Here is a 21,759-nt window from a genome sequence, read left to right on the forward strand (position 1 = left end):
TTTGGCATGCCCGGCACCTGTAACGGCTGTGCTTTTCAGCTTTTTCCGCGTGTACTTGCTTTCATTACATCAATAAATGCCCGCAATCCGGAGGGTACATGCCGATGACCGGGATAATATAAATACAAACCGGCAATTGGCGGGCACCAGTCATCAAGTACGGTTATCAGGCTCCCATTTGCCAGCGCGTCTTCGGCAACTTTTTGCGGCACATACGCAATGCCAAGCCCGGCCATGGCCGCCTTTACCATCAAAACAGGATGATCCAGCGTTAAACTGCCTGGAACATCAATATGTAATTCCTGCCCATGACGGGCGAATTCCCAATGATAGGGCTTGCCACTGGGCAAACGATACCGAATGCAGTGATGGAATTTCAGATCGTCCGGTATGTGCGGCAAAGATCGATTGTTAAAATAAGACGGTGCTGCGACGGCAACAAACCGGGTTTGTCCGCCAAATCGCACCGCAATCATATCTTGTGGAATGGCCTCGCCTAACCGGATACCGGCGTCAAAACCTTCGGCGACAATATCCACCAGCCGCCCGTCCGTTACCAGATCCAACGACATATCGGGATATTGCGCCAAAAAGTCCGGCACCACCGCATCCAGCAACATTGCAACGGCAATGTCACTGGTGTTAATCCGCAGCATGCCGCTAGGCCGATCCCGAAAATGGTTTACTTCTTCAAGCGCAAAATCAAGGTCGCGCAATACCGGTTGCAACCGGGACAACAGTTTTTCGCCCGCCTCGGTCAGGGCGACACTGCGGGTCGTGCGATGAAACAGACGCACCCCCATATTTTCCTCCAGGGTACGAATAACATGACTTATCGTGGATGGGGCCAACCCCAGTTCGTCGGCTGCTTTGCGAAAACTTTGCCATCCGGCAATACAGGCAAACGCCTTCAGATCATTAAGGCTGGGGGTATAATTCATGGGTATTTACCATCAAGTCATGCCAATTAGGCAGCATAGACCCAATAATCTAAAAATCTATAGTCATACATATCTTCTCCAACCAACGAGGTATGTATGACCCGCACATGGTTTATCACCGGCACGTCTTCCGGTCTTGGTCTGGAAATGACCAAAATCCTGCTCGCCCGTGGCGACACAGTCATTGCAACAGTTCGTAAACCCGGCATTCTGACCGACCTGACTGCCCAATATGGGCATCGGTTATATGTGATGCAGCTTGATGTCACCGATACGGCACAAATCCGTGACGTGATTAACCAGGCATTTGCCCGGTATCCAACAATTGACGTCATCGTAAACAATGCCGGTTACGGCCTGTTTGGTGCTGCCGAGGAACTTGGCGATGATCAAATCGTTCATCAGATTAACACCAACATTATCGGGTCAATCCAGGTGATTCGCGCTGCCCTGCCGCATTTGCGTGCGCAAAAACACGGTCGTATTTTACAGGTATCATCCGAAGGCGGACAAATCGCCTATCCTAATTTCAGCCTGTATCATACCACCAAATGGGGAATTGAAGGCTTTGTCGAAGCCGTCCGGCAGGAGGTTTCAGGTTTTGGCATCGACTTTACCATCATAGAACCCGGCCCCACCCAAACCGGCTTTGGAGATGGCCTTATCAGCCCACCCCCGTTAGATGCCTATAAGGGAACACCAGCCCATCAGGTTCGCGAGGCGATAGCCAATGGTAATTTCGCCATCAAGGGCGATGCCGTGAATACAGCACGGGCGATGGTTAATTCCGTAGATGTAACACCTGCCCCGCTTCGTGTGACACTGGGCAGCACGGCCTATCATGCGATCCACGCGGCCTTGCACGAACGCCTTCGTAGCCTGGAGGCCCAAAAGGACATCGCATTTTCTGCCGACCGCGTCGAAACACAGCGCCCCTGACGATTTTGACGCCAGATAAAGTGACATGAGCAGACCGTAAAACACGCGATATTCATCATTACGACACGCGCTGACCATGCCCTGCGACAGGACAACAAAAAGGGCCGCTATCCGAATGGGATAGCGGCCCTTTTATCGTGACATTTCTGTCAGATCAGTTGGTCAAAGCATCAATCTGTGCAGCAGCAACCTGGACTTCACGTTCGGCATTTGCCTTTTCGTGGGTCGTTTTTGCGGCATCAAACGCAGCCTTGGCAGCTTCCAGACGGGCTTGTGCGACATCGGCCTTGATGTCGGCAACAGAAATCGCTTCTTCAGCCAGAATGGTGCAACGCTCGGGGTTAACCTCGGCAACACCACCTGCAACAAAAATGCGTTCCGAAACCGTGCCACCTTTATAGATGTCAATGACGCCCGGACGGATGGTCGAGATCAGCGGTGAGTGCTTGGGCAGCACACCAAAGTTCCCGTCCGTGCCCGGAACAACAACCATCTCTACCGGCTCGGATTTGAGCAGGGCAGACGGCGAAACCAGTTCCAGTACAGTCGTATCAGTCATGACAGTCCTCGCTCCTTACCCGGAGGGGGACCGAAACTGCCTTAGGCAGCTTCGGCCATCTTCTTGGCTTTTTCGATGGCTTCTTCGATGGTGCCGACCATGTAGAATGCCTGTTCAGGCATATGGTCGTATTCACCAGCGCAGATCGCCGCGAAAGCTTTGATGGTGTCTTCGAGCTGAACGAACACGCCCGGGCTACCAGTAAAGACTTCTGCAACGTGGAAAGGCTGCGAAAGGAAACGCTGGATTTTACGGGCACGTGCCACGACCAGTTTGTCTTCTTCCGAAAGCTCGTCCATGCCAAGGATGGCGATGATGTCCTGAAGACCTTTGTAGGTCTGCAGAATACGCTGAACTTCACGTGCGGTTTCGTAGTGTTCCTTGCCGATGACACCCGGATCGAGTGCACGCGAGGTAGAATCGAGCGGATCAACTGCCGGATAGATGCCGAGCTCGGCAATCTGACGGTTGAGCGTCGTGGTCGCGTCAAGGTGAGCAAACGAAGTTGCAGGTGCCGGATCGGTCAAGTCATCGGCCGGGACATAAATTGCCTGAACCGAGGTAATAGAACCTTTTTTGGTCGAGGTAATACGTTCCTGCAGCGCACCCATGTCGGTTGCCAGCGTCGGCTGATAACCCACAGCAGACGGGATACGACCGAGAAGGGCTGACACTTCCGAACCAGCCTGGGTAAAGCGGAAGATGTTATCGACGAAGAACAGAACGTCCTGGCCTTCTTCGTCACGGAAGTATTCCGCCAAAGTCAGACCGGTCAGAGCAACACGTGCACGTGCTCCCGGGGGTTCGTTCATCTGGCCATAAACCAGTGCAGCTTTTGAATCGCCTTCGAGATTGATAACGCCTGATTCCATCATCTCGTGATAGAGGTCGTTACCTTCACGGGTACGTTCACCAACACCGGCAAAGACCGAATAACCACCGTGGCCTTTGGCCACGTTGTTGATCAGTTCCATGATAAGGACGGTTTTACCAACGCCCGCACCACCGAACAGACCAATTTTACCACCCTTGGTGTACGGTGCGATAAGGTCGATAACCTTAATGCCGGTAACCAAGATTTCGGTGTCGGTTGACTGATCGATGAAAGCCGGAGCTTCGCGGTGGATCGGGGACCGTTTCTTGGTGTTCACCGGACCACGTTCATCAACCGGCTCGCCGATCACGTTCAGGATACGACCCAGGGTTTCCGGACCAACCGGAACCGAGATCGCGTCACCGGTATCGGTGACTTCCTGACCGCGCTGCAGACCTTCGGTGGTGTCCATCGCGATCGTACGGACCGCGCTTTCACCAAGATGCTGTGCAACTTCAAGAACCAGACGCTGACCGTTGTTGTCAACATGCAGCGCATTCAGAATGGGAGGCAGTTCGCCGTCGAATTTAACGTCGACGACGGCGCCCATTACCTGGGAAATTTTCCCCGCCTTCTTGTTCGCCATAGGTATTGTCTCCTGCTCGGACAAAACTATCCGTTAACTTCCTGCGACCCGCTTACAAAGCCTCGGCGCCGGAAATGATTTCAATCAGTTCATTGGTGATCTGAGCCTGACGTGAGCGGTTGTATTGGATGCTCAGTCGGTCGATCATGTCGCCGGCATTGCGGGTTGCGTTATCCATCGCGGACATACGCGCACCGTGCTCGGATGCACTGCTTTCCAGCATGGCACCGAAAATCTGGACGCCAACATTACGCGGCAGCAAATCAGCCAAGATTGCTTCTTCGGACGGCTCATACTCATAAACCGCAGAAGAACCAGTGACTTCTTCTTCCTGCTCTTCAACATCTGCTCCCGCGAACGGAACCAGCTGCTGCGCTGTAACAACTTGCGAAATAGCCGACACGAACTTGTTGTAGAAGATCGTGCAGACGTCAAATTCGCCTTCTTCGTAAAGCGCCAGAACCTTGTCAGCAACTTCGGAAGCCGAAGAGAAATTAATCCCCTTCTTACCTTCGATGCCGATATACCGGGCGACAATGTCGCCACCAAATTCACGCTTAAGCGCATCTGCACCTTTACGGCCAACACAGATCAGCTTCACGGTTTTGCCTTCGGCCTTAAGGGCACGAATTTTAAGACGTGATGCTTTTACGATTGATGCGTTGAAACCACCGCAAAGGCCGCGGTCCGCGGTGAAGACGACGAGCAGATGCACGTCATCCTTACCAGTACCGGCCAGAAGCTTTGGTGCCCCTTGCACTCCACCTACCGCAGCTGCGAGGCGGCCCAGCATCGTCCCCATGCGATCAGCATAGGGACGCGCTGCTTCCGCTGCATCCTGCGAACGGCGGAGCTTGGAGGCAGCCACCATCTTCATCGCCGAAGTAATTTTCTTCGTCGATTTGACGCTGGCAATGCGCGAGCGCAGATCCTTCAAACTAGCCATTGCGTTTCCTCCTTCGCCTAAAGTTCAAACTTACGCGAAGGTTTTCGCGAACTTGCTGAGGAACGCTTTAAGCTTGGTTTCGCTGTCATCAGACAGAACCTTCTCGGTGCGGATCGCATCAAGGATGTCAGCGCCACTCGAACGGATGTCCGACAGGAACTGCTCTTCGAAGGCGCGAATCTTGTTGATTGCAACACCATCAAGGTAGCCTTTAACACCAGCGTAGATCACCACAACCTGCTCTTCGACTTTAAGCGGCGAGTACTGCGGCTGCTTGAGCAGCTCGGTCAGACGTGCGCCACGGGCCAGAAGTTTCTGGGTTGCCGGATCAAGATCCGATGCGAACTGTGCGAATGCTTCCATCTCACGATACTGAGCGAGTTCCAGCTTAATCGAGCCAGCAACCTGCTTCATCGCTTTGATCTGTGCGGACGAACCAACACGCGAAACCGACAGACCAACGTTCACAGCCGGGCGTACCCCCTTATAGAACAGGTCGGTTTCAAGGAAGATCTGACCGTCGGTGATCGAAATCACGTTGGTCGGAATAAACGCCGAAACGTCGTTGCCCTGGGTTTCAATAACCGGAAGTGCGGTCAGCGAGCCAGCGCCGTTTTCGTCGTTCATTTTCGCAGCACGTTCGAGCAAACGAGAGTGCAGATAGAAAACGTCACCCGGGAATGCTTCACGTCCCGGCGGACGGCGAAGCAGGAGCGACATCTGACGATATGCAACTGCCTGTTTGGACAGATCATCGTAGAAGATCGTTGCGTGCATGCCGTTGTCACGGAAGTACTCGCCCATTGCGCAAGCAACAAACGGTGCAAGGAACTGCATCGGTGCCGGATCAGAAGCGGTCGCAGCAACAATGATGGTGTTTTCCATCGCGCCACGTTCTTCAAGGACCTTAACAACCTGTGCAACGGTCGAACGTTTCTGACCAACAGCAACATAGATGCAGAACATCTTTTCGCTGTCGTTTTTCGCAGCATCGTTCACCGGCTTCTGGTTCAGAATGGTGTCGATGATGATGGCGGTTTTACCGGTCTGACGGTCACCAATGATCAGCTCACGCTGGCCACGGCCAATCGGGATCAGGGAGTCAATTGACTTGATACCGGTCTGTACTGGCTCGTGAACCGATTTACGCGGGATGATACCCGGTGCTTTGACGTCAGCAAGGCGACGTTCTTTTGCACCCAGATCACCTTTGCCGTCGATCGGGTTACCCAGTGCGTCAACGACGCGACCGAGAAGTTCTTTACCAACCGGAACGTCAACGATGGCGCCAGTACGTTTAACCTGGTCACCTTCCTTGATCGTACGGTCAGAACCGAAGATCACGACACCAACGTTGTCTTCTTCGAGGTTAAGGGCCATGCCCTTAATACCACCTGGGAAGTCAACAAGCTCACCAGCCTGAACATTGTCCAGACCGTAAACACGGGCAATACCATCACCGACGGACAGAACCTGACCGACTTCGGCGACTTCGGCATCAGCACCAAAATTGGCAATCTGATCCTTAAGAATAGCGGAGATTTCCGCGGCGCGGATTTCCATCACGCAACCCCTTTCATAGCGAGCTCGAGCTTCTGAAGTTTAGTCCGAAGCGAGGCATCAAAAACCCGGGAGCCGACCTTGACGATAAGACCGCCAAGAACCGCCGGATCAATTTTAAGGTCCACTTTTACAGTGGCGCCGACAACTTCTTTGAGAGCGCCGGTAACGGCTTCGATTTGCTCTTTCTTCAGCTCGGCTGCCGAAGTCACCTGAGCGGTCACTTCACCATTATGAGCTGAGAGCATGGAAAGGTAGGAATTGATTACGCCCGGCAGGACAAACAGACGACGCTTCTGACATAGAAGCCCAACTGTCTTCTTGGTCACCTCGGAAACACCGAGCTTATCAAGAAGAGCAGCCATCGCCTTGGCCTGCATATCCCGGGAAATCACGGGACTACGGAGAACATTCCGGAGCTCATCGCTTGTTGCGATGGCTTGGTCGAGCAATTCAAGATCACTTTTGACAGCATCAAGCTGCTTGGCCGATTTGGCCAAGTCAAATAGTGCTGTGGCATAGCGCCCTTGGAGCCCGGTCGCGGCAGTATTTTGGGACACCGGTGAAAGCCCTCAATTCTGGTTATGAGAACGACTCGGATACATATAAAAAAATGATCCCCCGAAGAGACGGCCCTTCGGGAAGCGAGCGTTTGGTAGCACATGTCCCAGTAAGGAGCAACCCCCGCGCCACCGCAATTGTGACGAGTTTGGCCCCCAGATACGATGTAAAGCCGTCATCGTTGAAAAATCGCGGCGTTTTGCGCCTTCGCGTAGCCTGCCTGCACCCACGGAAACGGCGCATTTCAGGCCAGGGCGCTCTAAAAAAACCACGAATCTTGAAGAATCTGGCAAAATTAAGCCATCTCCCCTGATCAACCAGAACGCAACTGTGATCCAGCACACAAGATGCCCAACCCAGAGGGGAAAATGCGCTAATGAAAATCCCGCAAACCCGATTCTTTTTGAGACGAAAAAAAGCAAATGCCCCGCCACCGAACAGCCATCGTTAAACTGACGGACCAAGTCCCATCCTAATGATCGCGGATGGCCGACGGGTTCCCGGAGTCAGACCCCATATTGTCAGATGTGCGATCCGGTACCATCGCCCGTGGCCTGCCACACACGGTTGCGATTGATGGCCATCTTTGCATCGGTTTCCTCATGCAGGTCCAAACCAAATTGCGCGACCAGCCGATGCAGCAAAATCATCACATCGGCACTTTCCTTGCCAATTTCACCAGGATCGCGCAGGGCAACCGCCTCGCGCAGTTCCTGCATTTCCATCATCGCCCGGTCCACCAGCGCAACCGGATCGGCAACCGGCCCGAAGGTCTGCTCGGCCCACGCACAAATGCTGGCCTGATTTTCGTTATTCATCTTCATCATATTGTATCCGTAAAGTGTTTTGAGGAAGACCTTCGCTCATATAGACTATTCAAAAGGGGTAACCACTTATTGGAGAACACAATGTCGCTGGACAGCAAGGCTGTCTACCGTCTGTTTGTCAGCCTGTTGATCGGGCTGCTGGTGCTATTCTTACCCGGCCCGTCATCCGCCCGCCCCCTGATCATTGAAGGGTTAAGCGAGGCACCGCTTAAATGGCAGGATGGCACGCGCATTCGCGGCATTGATATCGACATAATGAAAGCGGTTCTTGACGAAATGCAAATTTCCGAATTTGAATTTCGGCTGGTCTCCAGTGGCAATCGTTTGCTTTATAACGCCCGCAACGGGGCCAGCGACATTGTTCTGTCGCTGTCGCAATCTTCCGAACGACAAGAGTTTTTGGAATATCCCGACCAGGCCCATTTATTGCTCGATTGGCGTTTCGCCATTCGCAAGGCAGATCGTAACCGGATCTCGTTTCGCAACTTTTCCGATCTGGCAGGCTTGCATATCGGGGCGGCGGCCAGTTTTTCCTACAGCCCGGCTTTTTGGAATAGCGGGCTGGATATCGAAACTGTCGCCAAAAACAACCTGCTGATCCCGATGCTGCTGCATGGCAGATTTGATGTCGTGCCTCTTAATTACATGACATCGCTATACGAGGCGCGCCAAAACGGCATTGCCGACAATCTGATCTTTTTGTATCCCCCCATTCGTCAGGCTGCCTATTATAATGTCTGGTCCAAGGCATCGACCTATGACGGCAAGCAGATCTTTCAGCAGAAATACGACGACATTATCCGCAAAATGCGGAACGATGGCACCCTTGCCGCCATTATCGAACGATATATTGGCCCACAGAAATACATGACAAAACAATATTCCCAATAAAGGCAAAACCGGCTTTATCCGCGATCAGACAAGCCGCTACATAAAGCTGTAAGGATCAATATCGATCTGAACCCGCACACTGCCCGGTGTTTTAACCCGCCCCAGCCATTCCTGTATCACCGCCTGTACTTTTACCGACTTATCCGTCCGCAGCAAAAACCGTCGGCGAAACCGCCCGCGCAATAACGAAAGCGGGGCCGGTGCCGGGCCGAGAACGACGATGCCATCGCCGCGCGGGGCCGCCCGGCCAATGCGCCATGCGGCTTCATCAACCTCGTTTTCCTTTTTGCCCGACACAATCAGCGCGGCCAGCCGCCCGTGCGGCGGCATGCCGTATTTCATCCGTTCCGACAGCTCGACCTGATCAAACGCATCGCGATCCCCCGCGGCAATCGCCTTGATCACGCGGTTGGTGGGGTCGGCTGTTTGCAACAAAACCGTCCCGGGGCGTTCGCCGCGCCCGGCGCGCCCTGCCACCTGTGTCAGCAACTGATAACTGCGTTCAGCGGCGCGCAAATCGCCCCCGGCAAGGCCCAGATCCGCATCAATCACCCCCACCAGCGTCAGCATGGGAAAATGATACCCCTTTGCCAGAATTTGCGTCCCAATTAACAAATCGACTTCGTGGTTATGCACGCGGTCCACCAGGGCCGCTGCGGCCTTGGGCCCGGAAATGTTATCTGATGTGGCGACTTCAATTTTCAAATCGGGAAAGGTCTGGATCGCTTCTTCATAAAGCCGTTCGACACCGGGGCCACAGGGGGCAAGTTTTTCCTCTGCCCCGCAGGCCGGGCAGGTATCGGGAATTTTGGCGCTATAGCCACAATGGTGGCATTGCAATTTGCCCCATGCCCGGTGTTCAACCAGCCATGCCGTGCAATTGGGGCACTGAAACCGGTGGCCACAGGCCCGACACAGGGTTAACGGCGCATAACCCCGGCGGTTTAAAAACAGCATCGCCTGCTCACCGGCGGCAAATGTTTCCAGCAACCGTTTTTTCAGGGTCGGGGTAATCCAGCGCAGCCTTTCGGGTCGATCAACCCGGATATCGACAATTTCGACGCTGGGCAAAACCGCCACCCCGTGTCGCTGGTCCAAAACCACCCGTTCATAGCGGCCCGCCTCAACATTGGCCAAGGTTTCCAGCGACGGGGTTGCCGATGCCAGCATGACAGGAAACCCGCCCAGATGCCCACGCGCCACCGCCATATCCCGGGCATGATAAATAACGCCTTCTTCCTGTTTAAAGGCATGTTCGTGTTCTTCATCGACCACGATCAGCCCCAGATTTTTATAGGGCAAAAACAATGCCGATCGCGCGCCCACAACCAGTTGCGCACTGCCGTCGGCCACCGCCCGCCAGGTTTCACGCCGTCGCGCCTGCCCCACCTCGGAATGCCACAAAGCAGGTTCCACACCGAACCGGTCGTAAAAACGCCGCAACCATTGGGCCGACAGGGCAATTTCCGGCAACAGCACCATCACCTGTCGCCCCAGCGACAAGGCCGTTCGGACGGCTTCAAAATAAACCTCGGTCTTGCCCGACCCGGTCACACCATCAATCAAGATCGTTGAAAACTGGTTGGCTTCGACCTTTTCACACAAAAAATCAGCCGCAGTTTCCTGGTCGGGCGACAGATCGGGCCGCCCGATTGTCAGGTCTGGCGGGCTAAACGGCGACGGCGGGGCCACTTGTTCGCGTTTGACCAGCCCGGCATCGACCAGCCCTTTTAGAACACTAACCCCGGTGCCGGTTTCGCGCAGGATGTCGGCCTGATCCAAAAAGGAATGATCGCGCAAAAAACCAAGAACGCGTTTTCGCGCCGGTGTCATGCGCACATTATGGTCCGACTCGGTAATGCCGCGCGCCAAACCAAAGCGAAAAACCGGTTTTGGCGCATCAAGCGCGTCAACCACGCTCATGCCCATGCGCAAAACAGCCCCTTGCGGACTTAATGTATAGGCCGAAACCCAGTCAATGAAACGGCGCGCAATGGCGCCCATCGGCGGCACAGGCAGCACGCCATAAATCTCGCGCAGCTTGGCCGGGTCGACATCGCCCCTGGCATCGCCCCACACAACACCACGCTGGGTTTGACGTCCCAGCGGAATTTCGACAAAATCACCTGGTTCAAGATCAAGGCCGTCGGGAACGACATAGTCATATGGCCCCGCCAAAGGCAGGGGGGGCAGCACAGAAACCGTGCGACGTTCAAACAGATTTCCCGTTATGGCCTTTGCGGCGCACATATATTATAAACCCCGTCACGATAGGCTGGCGTGATCCGAACCGTTTGTGGTCCGGTTTTACCCGGCTCGAAACGGTCCCACAGCCAATAGCAGTAATCTGCGTCATCGAACAACGGTCTTCATCAGCAGGAATTACAATGAAGTTCTTCATCGACACCGCCGACATCGACGCCATCCGCGAACTTGCCAAATCAGGCCTGGTAGACGGCGTTACCACCAACCCGTCGCTGGTTGCCAAGGCTGGCCGCCCGTTTATCGACCTGATCAAGGAAATTTGCGACGTTATTGACGGCCCGGTCAGCGCCGAAGTTGCCGCCACCGATTATGACACCATGATCGCCGAAGGCCGCAAGCTGGCCGCGATTGCCGACAATGTCGTCGTCAAATTGCCGCTCACACCCGACGGGCTTAAAGCCTGCCGTACTTTCACCGACGAAGGCATTAAAACCAACGTCACGCTGTGCTTCTCGGTTGGTCAGGCCATTCTGGCTGCCAAAGCCGGTGCAACCTTTGTTTCACCCTTTGTGGGTCGTCTTGACGATATTTCCAGCGATGGCATGCAGCTGATCGCCGATATTGTTGAAGTTTACAACAACTACCCGAACTGGGAAACCGAAGTGCTGGTCGCATCCGCCCGTGGCCCGCAGCATGTTGTCGACTCGGCCCGTCTGGGTGCCGATGTTGTTACCATCCCGCCGCAGGTTCTGGGTCAGTTGTTCAAACACCCGCTGACCGAAAAAGGCCTGGAAACCTTCCTGGCCGATTGGCAGAAAACCGGCCAGTCGATTCTTTAAGGCTTTTTAGCCCTGCGAATCACTGACCTGTAAAAGGATGGCGTTTTTTACGTCGCCCTTAATCAGCATTTAACCCGGTTGCCGTCATTCTGGCAGCCGGGTTTTTTAATGAGACAACAGATTGCCGGGACCAATGGAACAAACTGCTTTGCGCGCCGAAGACATCGCAACATATCTTGCCGACAACCCAGATTTTTTCAAACATCGCCACGAACTTCTCGACAGTCTGGAAATGCCGGTACGCCATCACGGGTCCGGTGTTGCCGACATGCAGCAATATGTTGTCGAACGCCTGCGCGCCGAAAGCGATCGTTTGCGCGGTGCCACCAGCGAACTGATCAATATTTCCAAATCCAACCTCGAAACCCAGCAACGCATTCATCGCGCGGTTCTGGCCCTGCTAAATGCGCGCGGTTTTGAAACCTTTGTCGAAGCCTTGCAGGATCTGGTGCCCGATCTGCTGGATCTGGACTGCATCGCGATTTGTTTTGAAGAACATCCCGAAAACCCGATCCCGCGCTGTGGTGGCCGGGTCCGCCGCCTTACCCACGGGGCCGTTGACCAGGTTCTGGGCGAAGATCATGACGTGTGGCTGGTGCCCGAACATGCCGGTGACGAAGCCATTTTTGGCCCCAAGGCCGATATCGTCAATTCGGCTGCCCTTGTACGTCTGGCCCCGTTTTATGGCGATCCGGTTGGGCTGGTCGCCTTCGGTGTGGCCGAACCGGGATATTTCAGCCCGGCACAGGGCAATGATCTGATCATGTTCCTGTCTTCCGTGATTGAATTCGGGGTGCGTCGATGGCTGACAAATCCGGCCTGACCCCCGCAAGTGCGTTAACCGCCCTTTCCCTGCCCGCCGATACCCGCAAAGCCGTCGATGACTGGCTGCAATGGTTGCGCAGCGAACGGCGGGCCTCACACCACACCACCGACAATTATCTGGTCGATCTGTATGCCTTTCTGGCATTTACCGACCAGCATTGTGGCGGTGCGCCTGCTTTGGCGACCCTGTTGTCCTTAAACCCGCGCGATTTTCGCAGTTGGCTGGCACACCGCAACGATCTGAATATGGCAAAATCCTCGACGGCACGGGCACTTTCGACCCTGCGCAATTTTTACCGTTTTCTCGATCGCACCGGGCGCGGGCAAAATGCCGCCATTACCACCATCCGCAATCCCCGCCTGCCGCAATCTGTGCCCAAACCCTTATCCCCCGAAGATGCCTTGGCCGTGATTGACAATGCCGGTGCCTTTCAGGATGATCCGTGGCTTGCCAAACGCAACCTGGCCCTGTTCATTTTGCTCTATGGCTGCGGTTTACGGATTGCCGAGGCACTTGACCTTAATGCCGATCAACGCCCGCAAGGCACATCGCTGATCATTACCGGCAAGGGCAACAAGCAGCGCCTGGTGCCCGTCCTGCCCGTGGTGATCGAAGCGATTGACGATTATATCGCCGCCTGCCCCTATCAGCCCACCGGTGCTGATCCCCTGTTTTTAGGCGCCCGCGGCAAACGCCTGATCGCGCAGGTGGCCCAGCGCGAAATGCGCCGCATTCGCGCCTTGCTGAACCTGCCCGAAACCGCAACCCCGCACGCCATGCGCCACAGCTTTGCCACCCACCTTTTGGCCGGGGGCGGCGATTTACGCACCATTCAGGATTTGCTGGGCCATGTGTCGCTGTCCACAACCCAGCGCTATACCTCGGTCGATAGCGAACGGTTGATGGCGGTTTACCGGGGGGCTCATCCGCGCGCCCGTTAACAAAACAGATCAATATCTGCGTCGATGTTATCGACAATTTCGTTCTTTAATTCGACAAGTGCCATAAAATCAACAGTTTGAAGAAACACTATCGGTGGCTCCCGCGTTGCATTGTCATGCACACACCCAACAGGAGTCTCCCCGTGAAGCTGTTTCGTACCCGCCGGTTCGACCAGACCCAACGCCATCGCGACCTTTATAGCCTTTATGAACTGATTTATGCCGGGGTCGATCTTTTGGCCGCGATTGCCTTTATTATTGGCAGTATCCTGTTTTTTTACAAATCCCTGATGGAAGCGGGCACGTGGCTGTTTTTGGTTGGCAGTATCTTTTTTGCCCTGCGTCCCACCGTGCGTATGCTGCGTGAACTTCATCTCGCGGCTCTGCCATCGGGTGGACAGGAAGAAACCGAAACAAATACCGGCTTGTAGGGGATAGCCCCAATCACAGCCGCGTCAAATATCGTTAAAAATTTGGTTGTCATCACACAGGCTTTTGCCCTTACACTGCGCACATACATTGTTCTGGCACAGAAAGGCCATCTGATGATTCTTCGTAGCTCCGCTGCCTCGCCTTTTGGTCGCAAAGTCAAAATGACGGCCAAATATCTTGGTGTGTATAACGCCCTAAGCGTGGAAACTGCCGATACCACCAACCCGGAAGACACCCTGCGCCAGCAAAATCCGCTGGGTAAAATTCCGGTCCTGATTTTGGATGACGGGCGCAAATATTACGATTCGCGCGTGATTTGCGAATTTCTGGACTCCAAAGCCGATGGCCGCACCCTGCACCCCACCGAAAGCGACGCCCGCTGGGACGCGCTGACCCTTCAGGCGCTGGGCGATGGCATCGTCGATGCCTCGATCCTGCAAGTATATGAAAAACGCATCCGCCCGGAAGAAAAACAATATCAGGGCTGGCTCGATTATCAGTCCGAAAAAGTAACCCGCGCGCTTGATGCCCTGTCCGCGACCCCGCCCAGCCTTACGGGCGATATGACAATTGGTCATTTTGCCGTGGCCTGTGCACTGGGCTATCTCGATCTCCGCTTTGAAGGCGCATGGCGGGCAAAATACCCAGCGCTGGTGACCTGGCTGGATGCTTTCCGCGATCTGGTTCCGGCCTTTGATGCCACCGGCCCGGATGCCTGAATAATCTGCTTCATGATCAAAGGCTTAAACCACATCACGCCTGTCTTGCATGATGTTCGCAACAGCTTTGCCTTTTATACCGACGTGCCGGGGGAAACCCCTGGCACGCTGGAACAGCGGTTCCTGTTTGTTGCGGGGCGATCAGACCAAGCCTTGATCATGATGCACCGCCGCTTGACATGTTGTTTACCTAACAGTCGACACCAGCACCAATACCAAATACCGGCCCCGCCCGCATGAAAACGCCCCGATCGGAGAATTAAACTATGTCCCGTCTCAACAGTGTTATCCGCCGTCTGCAAGCCCAGCGCGATTGCCTGAATGCATCCGCTGTCATGATTGATGGCCTTGAAGGCATCGTTCTTGAAATTGGCCTTGGCAATGGCCGCACGTTTGACCATCTGCGCGAAATTATGCCAGATCGCGAAATCTATGTCTTTGATCGCCAGATCAACGCCCACCCCAAATGCATCCCCGCCGATGACCATTTGTTTTTAGGTGATATTTTCGAAACCCTGCCCAAAGCCTGCGAACAATTTAAAGGCCGGGTTGCGCTGGTTCATTCCGATGTCGGTACAGGCGATGAAGACCTGAACGCGAAAATCGCCTCCTTTATCGGCAGCACCCTGCCCCCGGCCCTGATCAAAGGGGCCATTGTCGCATCGGATCAAAAAATCGATGTGCCGGGCACCATTGCCGAACCGCTGCCCGAAGGTGTGCCCCAGGACCGTTATTTCTTCCGTCGTTTTCAGGGATAAATTCTATGGACAGAAACACTGATAGTGCCCCGAACACCAGCGCGCCAACCGGGGCCGATCTTGCCGAAGCCCTGGCATTTCTGAAAAAACATCCCGATGTTCAGGCAATTGATGTGTTTCTGACCGACTGCCACGGCATTGGTCGCGGCAAAACCATTCGTCGCCACGAACTTGAAGGGCTTTTTACCACCGGCCGGGCCTTGCCGATGTCGCTGTTCGGGCAGGATGTGGCAGGGATAGATGTCGATGCCTCCGGCCTTGTCCTGACCGAAGGGGGCGGCGATAAACGCTGCTGGCCCATTCCTGGCACGCTGGGCTATCTGCCCCATGCCCACCGCGGGCAAATGCTGATCACGATGTTTCATGATGACAACACCCCGGTCGAAGGTGAACCGCGCCCGGCCCTGCTGCGCCAGATCAACCGCGCCCGGCACGCAGGCTTCACCCCGATGGGGGCGTTTGAACTGGAATTTTACCTGATCGACCCGCAACGCCTGCCCGACGGGCGCTATCAACCCGCCCCCTATGTGCTGACCAAACGCAGAAGCAGGCAGCGCAACACCATGTCGGTCGACGAGCTTGACGAAATGTCGCCCCTGTTTGATGCGATCTATGACGGGGCCGCCCATTTGGGCTTAACGCTGGAAACCCTGATTTCCGAATATGGGCCGGGGCAATATGAACTGACCATTCGCTACCGCGATCTGCTTCATGCTGCCGATGACGTGATCATTGCCAAACGCCTGATCCGCACCTGCGCCCGGCGCTTTGGGATCGAGGCGTGCTTTATGCCTAAACCCTTTGGCAGCGAACCCGGGTCAGGCATGCATTTGCACTTGTCGCTGGCCGATGAAAACGGCAACAACCTTTTTGCGGACCAACCCGATGGCAGCCTCAGCCCGCTGATGTGCAATGCCATTGGCGGACTGCGCCAAACGGTAAGCGAAACCATGCTGGTTCTGGCCCCGTTTATGAATAGCTGGCGGCGTTTTGCCGCCAGCGTTTATTCGCCCGCCTCCGATGACTGGGGCGTTGAAAACCGCAATGTCGCCATTCGTGTCCCCGGCCATCCCGGCAAAACCCGCCATTTTGAACATCGCGTTGCCGGGGTCGATGCCAACCCCTATATGGTTGCCGCCGTCACCCTTGCCGCCGCCCTTGACGGCATTGAAAACCGCAGCGACCCCGGTGCCCCCTGCACCGATGAAATGAATGTCGCCAAAAACCCGACCGACCTGCCGCGTAGCTGGCTTGAAGCCATCGACCGCTTTGATCAGTCCACCTTCGCCCGGCATGCGCTGGGCGATTGCCTGCATACGGCCTTTGGGGCGATCAAAAGGGCCGAATATGAACAAATGGCGCTTGAAGTAACCCATGCGGAATGGGATTTGTATGGGTTTACGGTTTGAAATTGACCAAACCAATACCCTTTTTAAAATTCACTCATGCACCAAGCTATCTTGATCACAGCCCGGACCGATGGCAAAATTATTGACAATCAGGTCAATACTACTTACAAATAACGTCGAGACGCATTTATGGAAACATATATGCTCTCTTTCCGAGGCCCATGCCATGTGCATGGGTTTTCGTGTATCTGGGGGACCGGGCAGATTATGACGCTTTTCAATGTCTATCTTGACGAGTTTGGTCACATCGGCCCTTATCTTTCTCGGAAGCACCCAAAGTACAAAGAAAGCCCTGTCTTCGGGTTAGCCGGATTTATTATTCCGACCCACGAAATACGCGGCTTCAGTACCTGGTTCTACCAACAAAAATGCCGATTACTTGATTTTGAAATTAAACGCTCTCATGCACATCCTGCGACTTGGGAAAAGAAAGGATCGGCTCTTTACACGGTACAGAATGTCAAAAAATACCGGGAACTGAGAAATTTCACCAACCGGCTATTCAATAAAATTGACCGGTTGGGAGGCCACTTATTTTATGTCGGGCTTCGAAAAACCTCTCCGATAGAAGAACATAATCCTAAAAGCCTTTACCTTGCTGTGCTTCGCGAAGCCATCAAACGTCTCAACAGCTTTTGCGAAGAAGATTGTCAGGACAGTGCGTTATTCACCCTCATCATGGATGAGCATGAACAGCGGCTTCAGTTTGTAACAGAAGCCGCTCGTGCAATGTTCAATAGCAATGAACCACGCAGATGCCTCGTTGAACCGCCTTTTCAAGTAGAAAGCCACCTGTACCAAACCGTACAGGCTGCGGACTGGATTGCGGGCCTCGTAGGACGCATGGGATGTCACTGGCAAGCTCATGAAGAATATCCGGATTTTGAAATATTTAGCACTTACTTCGAAGCAAGACTGAACGCAGCATCGGTCAGAAGCGGCATCAGATCATATCCCAAAAATACACCGGGCTTCATCTCTGACGCCTCTTTGGACTAAATGCCCCATTCCCTTGCCATCCTGTGCCAATAGCGATATTGAGGTTTCATACAGTCATTAACTTGCAACATCGGGTCCCGCTGATTACCTCCGGGTTGCAACAAGGCGAGATGAGACAACGCCATGAACCAGATTATCACCATTGCCGAGGCGCGTGCCGGTGCAATGTCTGAAACCCAGATCGATCCGACCCTTGATCTTGAGGCGGAAATTGCCCGCCTTAAGAAAGAGAAAAACGCCATCATTCTGGCGCACTATTATCAGGATGGCGAAATTCAGGATTTGGCCGACTTTGTCGGCGATTCACTGGATTTATCGCGCAAAGCCGCCGCGACCGATGCCGATGTGATTGTGTTTTGCGGTGTGCGTTTTATGGCCGAGGTTGCCAAAATCCTCAGCCCGGAAAAAACCGTGCTGCTGCCCGATTCCAAGGCGGGCTGCTCGCTCGAGGATTCCTGCCAGCCCGAAGCCTTTCGCAAATTTCGCGAACAGCACCCCGACCATGTATCGATCACGTATATCAATTGCTCGGCCGAGGTAAAGGCTGCGTCTGATATCATCGTTACATCGTCAAATGCGGCTGAAATCATCGACCAGATCCCGCTCGACCAACCCATTTTATGGGCACCCGACCGCCATCTTGGCAGCTATCTTGCCAAGAAAACCGGTCGGGACATGGTTTTGTGGCAGGGCTCGTGCATTGTGCATGAACAGTTTTCCGAACGCGAACTGATCCGTTTGAAAACCCAGCATCCCGATGCCAAAGTCGCCGCCCACCCGGAATGCCATGACGGCATTTTACGCCATGCCGACCAGATCGGGTCGACCCGCGCCATTCTGGAATATGTGATTGACGGCCCCGACCAGAAATTTCTGATCGCAACCGAACCCCACATCATTCACCAGATGGAAAAGGCCGCTCCGCACAAAACCTTTATCCCGGTGCCCGGTGCCGATGGCAGCTGTGCGTGCAACAATTGCCCGTTCATGGAACTAAATACGCTGGAAAAGCTTTATCTGTGCCTGGTCAATAACGGCCCACAGATCGTGATGCCGGAAGATTTGCGGCTTAACGCCGTCAAGCCGCTTGAACGGATGCTGGAAATGTCAAAAAGCATTCCGTTGAAAAAAGAGGCCTCGGCCGAAAACGCCGCCTGATCCGAAACATTCAGGCCCTGCACATCGGCTGCGGGGCCTGTTTTTTCTGTACGATCTGTGCCCTTCCTTCATCCCCGATCCAACAAACCGGCGCATCCCATGACCGAATTGACCCAAAGCGAAATTTCCGACTTTATCGACCGTGCCTTTGCCGAAGATATTGGCACCGGCGACATCACATCGGACAATGTCATCCCCGAAGATGCCCGCCTGCGCGTTGCCGTGGAAACCCGCGAAAGCATTGTGGTTGCCGGGCTTGATATTGCGCTGGAATGTTTTCGCAAACTGGTACCCGATGCCAAAATCGAAAAGAAATGCAACGATGGCGATACGTTAAACCCGCAATCGGTTCTTGCCGTCATCGAAGGGCCGGCGCGGGGCATTTTAACCGCCGAACGCACTGCATTAAATACGTTGCAGCACCTTTCGGGCATTGCCACCACCACCTGTGCCTATGTACAGGCCATGGGCAAAACATCGGCCAAACTGCTTGATACCCGCAAAACTTTGCCGGGCTGGCGCAAGATGGAAAAATACGCCACCCGCATGGGCGGGGCGCAAAACCACCGCATGGGCCTGTATGATGGCGTTATGATCAAGGACAACCATATCGGCGTTGTCGGATCTATCACCAAATGCGTGGAAATGGCCAAGGCCGCCAACCTGCCCAAGATCGAGGTCGAATGCGATACCCTGCACCAGGTGCGCGAAGCGGTTGAGGCCGGTGCCGATATTATCCTGCTTGATAATATGGGCCCGGACATGCTGCGCAAGGCCGTCGCCATTGTCGCGGGTCGTTGCAAAACCGAGGCATCGGGCGGTGTGCGATTAGATAGCATTGGCGAGATTGCCGCGACTGGCGTTGATTACGTATCGGTTGGCCGCATTACCCAAAGTGCGCCCGCGGTTGATATCGGGCTGGATGTCGCCATTATCTGAAATTTCCTAAACGAACCTGCCCAGGGCCTGTAATTTTTCTACAGGCCCTTTTTGTCAGTTTAAAGCCATCACATTGCAAAATGGCAACACCCCGTCCGACTTACACCTTAATTGCTGAAAATATTAATTTTTTGCCACTTCTTTGTAAGAATCGGCCACATTTTTTATCCGACTTACGACGACCTCATAAAATAACCCACCACTTAAGAATAGGTCATTTAGTATCTTAAGAGTAGGATATGCCTACAACCGGCGTAGTTATAAAGGTGTTCCATTTTTACTAATAATTTGCGGTAACGAACAAACAGATAAAACCTGGGGATGCAATCCCCCATATTTGCACCAATCCCGTAAATATATGAAGTTAAATAGCATTTTTAAATATTTAAAATTTCTTTCCCTATCGGGTGTCCGTTTTTGGGTGCCAGTTTCGCGACCTTAAATTAGGTAAAAATAATCTAAATTTGTCCCGAAAAAGAAAACTAACCTTATGTATATTCATTATTGGAGGGAAAAAAAGACTCATATTATCTACCCCGAATAAGGCAGACTCGCCCCGCGTTACCTCCCCATAGTTATGGAACGATCAAAAACAGAAGCTTAATCTATCACTGGCGAAAGGATAATGACCATCCAGCTAGGCCATACTGACAAATCCTTAAGAGATAACCACGGATCACTTCGGTAGGGAACAAATCGAACTTAAATACTTTGGGGGAACTATGACGTTGATTGATGAAAATTCCATTCAGCATGTTGCCATCGTACATCCGGGTAGTTTGATGCGCCATGCCTTGACAGCAATTCTTGAAGAATTCCACAATATCTCTATTTTCAGTGCCGCGTCACTGAAAGAACTCTGTAACGATATCCACAAGAATCCCCGCCTGGGCGTCATTTTATTTAACATAGATGATGTCTCGCAAGACATTATCCATCTCACCTCCCTGCGCACCCAATATCCGGCGATCAAACTTCTTGCGCTTTCGCATCATTACGAACTGGAAGATCTGTTCGCCCTGTTTGAAATAGACATCGACGGTGCTTTGCTTGACGATGTTTCACAAAACACCCTGAAACTGGCGTTCCGGATACTCAAGGAAGGGCAGAAACTGTTTCCATCGAATATGGCGCAAGTCCTGCTGGCACGCATACAGCACCCATGCGCCGCAGTCGCGCCAGACATCATCGAGGACGAGGTGGATCTGTCCCAGCGAGAACAGGAAATTTTACATTGCCTTGAAAAAGGTGACTCAAACAAACGCATCGCCCTTCGGCTCGATATTGCCGAGGCCACTGTCAAGGTGCATGTCAAAAGTATCCTGCGAAAAATCGGCGTCGACAACCGAACCCAGGCGGCGATCTGGTCGCTTCGTCAACGAACGCGACCTTTTGGACAAACCTTTTTTGCTGCACCACATCGATCGCTCTCACGCTTCAATCATCTGCCCGCGTAAGACGCATCAACAAAAAACAATAGCACAATTTTTACACCCGACTCCTTGGCTACATTCAGTTTTGCCCTGGGATAACTCCCTTATGGGCTGGTCCGTAATTACAACCGTGATGACAGAGATAGACAGGGGCGCGCGTGCTGAAACGGGGCATCCCCTTCCATCTAAAGCAGCAATGCATCATCCTATCGCTGACGTGTCAGTTCACAGGGCCGTTCCCCCGATTAACCCAGCCGAACCCATTGAAATATACGCACCTTGCAGCAATTTTCATTGTGCATCGCGCCTATTCGAAAAAGCATTGCAGGCATATTCAGGGGCACCCCTAATAAACACACCCAAATTGCCAGTCAGCATCAACACCTGACAATAGTCACCCGAAATAGATAATAAATA

21 protein-coding genes are annotated in these 21,759 nt (G+C 53.6%); 13 read left to right on the top strand and 8 right to left on the bottom strand.

Annotated elements, in window-relative coordinates; translation table 11 throughout:
* Window positions 1–35 precede the first annotated feature (35 nt).
* A complete protein-coding gene (locus AAC086_RS09710; protein WP_339778266.1) occupies window positions 36–941 on the bottom strand; it encodes a LysR family transcriptional regulator in 906 nt (301 codons plus the stop codon).
* Between the two features lie 96 nt (window positions 942–1,037).
* Here AAC086_RS09710 and AAC086_RS09715 point away from each other — a divergent pair, with 96 nt between their 5' ends.
* Entirely contained in the window at window positions 1,038–1,880 is an 843-nt protein-coding gene (locus AAC086_RS09715) for an SDR family oxidoreductase (RefSeq protein WP_339778267.1), read from the top strand.
* Window positions 1,881–2,034: 154 nt separating this feature from the next.
* Here the strand turns inward: AAC086_RS09715 and atpC are convergent, their stop codons facing one another.
* The 6 genes from atpC to AAC086_RS09745 all read right to left on the bottom strand — a co-directional run bounded on the left by atpC (window position 2,035) and on the right by AAC086_RS09745 (window position 7,793).
* Entirely contained in the window at window positions 2,035–2,439 is a 405-nt protein-coding gene (gene atpC, locus AAC086_RS09720) for an ATP synthase F1 subunit epsilon (RefSeq protein WP_339778269.1), read from the bottom strand.
* Window positions 2,440–2,480: 41 nt separating this feature from the next.
* Complete coding sequence (atpD, locus tag AAC086_RS09725) at window positions 2,481–3,899, bottom strand: F0F1 ATP synthase subunit beta (protein WP_102784437.1); 1,419 nt, start codon at window positions 3,897–3,899, stop codon at window positions 2,481–2,483.
* A 52-nt stretch (window positions 3,900–3,951) separates the two neighbouring features.
* Window positions 3,952–4,845: a F0F1 ATP synthase subunit gamma gene (locus tag AAC086_RS09730; protein ID WP_022731715.1), complete on the bottom strand. Its 894-nt coding sequence runs from the start codon at window positions 4,843–4,845 to the stop codon at window positions 3,952–3,954.
* A 30-nt stretch (window positions 4,846–4,875) separates the two neighbouring features.
* Window positions 4,876–6,408 carry a F0F1 ATP synthase subunit alpha gene (atpA, locus tag AAC086_RS09735; RefSeq protein WP_101303197.1) on the bottom strand — a complete coding sequence of 511 codons (1,533 nt, stop codon included), beginning with the start codon at window positions 6,406–6,408 and terminating at the stop codon, window positions 4,876–4,878.
* Entirely contained in the window at window positions 6,408–6,965 is a 558-nt protein-coding gene (locus tag AAC086_RS09740) for a F0F1 ATP synthase subunit delta (protein WP_022731717.1), read from the bottom strand. Before AAC086_RS09740 ends, atpA begins: the two co-directional genes overlap by 1 nt.
* Before the next feature lie 522 nt (window positions 6,966–7,487).
* Window positions 7,488–7,793 carry a nucleotide pyrophosphohydrolase gene (locus tag AAC086_RS09745; protein WP_339778275.1) on the bottom strand — a complete coding sequence of 102 codons (306 nt, stop codon included), beginning with the start codon at window positions 7,791–7,793 and terminating at the stop codon, window positions 7,488–7,490.
* An 81-nt stretch (window positions 7,794–7,874) separates the two neighbouring features.
* Here AAC086_RS09745 and AAC086_RS09750 point away from each other — a divergent pair, with 81 nt between their 5' ends.
* Window positions 7,875–8,684: an ABC transporter substrate-binding protein gene (locus AAC086_RS09750; RefSeq protein WP_339778277.1), complete on the top strand. Its 810-nt coding sequence runs from the start codon at window positions 7,875–7,877 to the stop codon at window positions 8,682–8,684.
* Between the two features lie 36 nt (window positions 8,685–8,720).
* On the opposite strand, the gene AAC086_RS09755 is transcribed toward AAC086_RS09750, so the two are convergent.
* Window positions 8,721–10,934, bottom strand: a complete 2,214-nt coding sequence (locus AAC086_RS09755) for a primosomal protein N' (RefSeq protein WP_339778279.1) — start codon at window positions 10,932–10,934, stop codon at window positions 8,721–8,723.
* A gap of 137 nt (window positions 10,935–11,071) precedes the next feature.
* On the opposite strand from AAC086_RS09755, the gene fsa reads away from it, so the two are divergent.
* The 11 genes from fsa to AAC086_RS09810 all read left to right on the top strand — a co-directional run bounded on the left by fsa (window position 11,072) and on the right by AAC086_RS09810 (window position 21,366).
* Window positions 11,072–11,728, top strand: coding sequence for a fructose-6-phosphate aldolase (gene fsa / locus AAC086_RS09760; RefSeq protein WP_339778281.1), 657 nt, complete (start codon window positions 11,072–11,074; stop codon window positions 11,726–11,728).
* 133 nt (window positions 11,729–11,861) lie between these two features.
* Window positions 11,862–12,551 (top strand): DUF484 family protein, encoded by a 690-nt coding sequence (locus AAC086_RS09765; protein WP_339778282.1) that lies wholly within the window; start codon window positions 11,862–11,864, stop codon window positions 12,549–12,551.
* Window positions 12,530–13,495, top strand: coding sequence for a tyrosine recombinase XerC (locus AAC086_RS09770; protein WP_339778283.1), 966 nt, complete (start codon window positions 12,530–12,532; stop codon window positions 13,493–13,495). Before AAC086_RS09765 ends, AAC086_RS09770 begins: the two co-directional genes overlap by 22 nt.
* 143 nt (window positions 13,496–13,638) lie before the next feature.
* On the top strand, window positions 13,639–13,926 hold the full coding sequence (locus tag AAC086_RS09775; RefSeq protein ID WP_339778285.1) for a YrhK family protein: 288 nt from the start codon (window positions 13,639–13,641) through the stop codon (window positions 13,924–13,926).
* Window positions 13,927–14,040: 114 nt separating this feature from the next.
* Window positions 14,041–14,646, top strand: a complete 606-nt coding sequence (locus AAC086_RS09780) for a glutathione S-transferase N-terminal domain-containing protein (RefSeq protein WP_339778287.1) — start codon at window positions 14,041–14,043, stop codon at window positions 14,644–14,646.
* 266 nt (window positions 14,647–14,912) lie between these two features.
* The gene (locus AAC086_RS09785; protein ID WP_339778289.1) at window positions 14,913–15,404 is read left to right on the top strand and encodes a class I SAM-dependent methyltransferase; all 492 of its coding nucleotides are present in this window, start codon (window positions 14,913–14,915) and stop codon (window positions 15,402–15,404) included.
* A gap of 5 nt (window positions 15,405–15,409) precedes the next feature.
* Window positions 15,410–16,813 (top strand): glutamine synthetase family protein, encoded by a 1,404-nt coding sequence (locus AAC086_RS09790; protein ID WP_339778291.1) that lies wholly within the window; start codon window positions 15,410–15,412, stop codon window positions 16,811–16,813.
* Window positions 16,814–17,020: 207 nt separating this feature from the next.
* Entirely contained in the window at window positions 17,021–17,812 is a 792-nt protein-coding gene (locus AAC086_RS09795) for a DUF3800 domain-containing protein (RefSeq protein WP_339778293.1), read from the top strand.
* Between the two features lie 123 nt (window positions 17,813–17,935).
* On the top strand, window positions 17,936–18,970 hold the full coding sequence (gene nadA, locus AAC086_RS09800) for a quinolinate synthase NadA (protein ID WP_339778294.1): 1,035 nt from the start codon (window positions 17,936–17,938) through the stop codon (window positions 18,968–18,970).
* Between the two features lie 99 nt (window positions 18,971–19,069).
* The gene (gene nadC, locus AAC086_RS09805) at window positions 19,070–19,909 is read left to right on the top strand and encodes a carboxylating nicotinate-nucleotide diphosphorylase (RefSeq protein WP_339778296.1); all 840 of its coding nucleotides are present in this window, start codon (window positions 19,070–19,072) and stop codon (window positions 19,907–19,909) included.
* 722 nt (window positions 19,910–20,631) lie between these two features.
* Window positions 20,632–21,366 carry a response regulator transcription factor gene (locus AAC086_RS09810; protein ID WP_339778298.1) on the top strand — a complete coding sequence of 245 codons (735 nt, stop codon included), beginning with the start codon at window positions 20,632–20,634 and terminating at the stop codon, window positions 21,364–21,366.
* Window positions 21,367–21,759: the final 393 nt, after the last annotated feature.

It is taken from the genome of uncultured Thalassospira sp., assembly GCF_963976115.1.
Lineage (GTDB): Bacteria > Pseudomonadota > Alphaproteobacteria > Rhodospirillales > Thalassospiraceae > Thalassospira.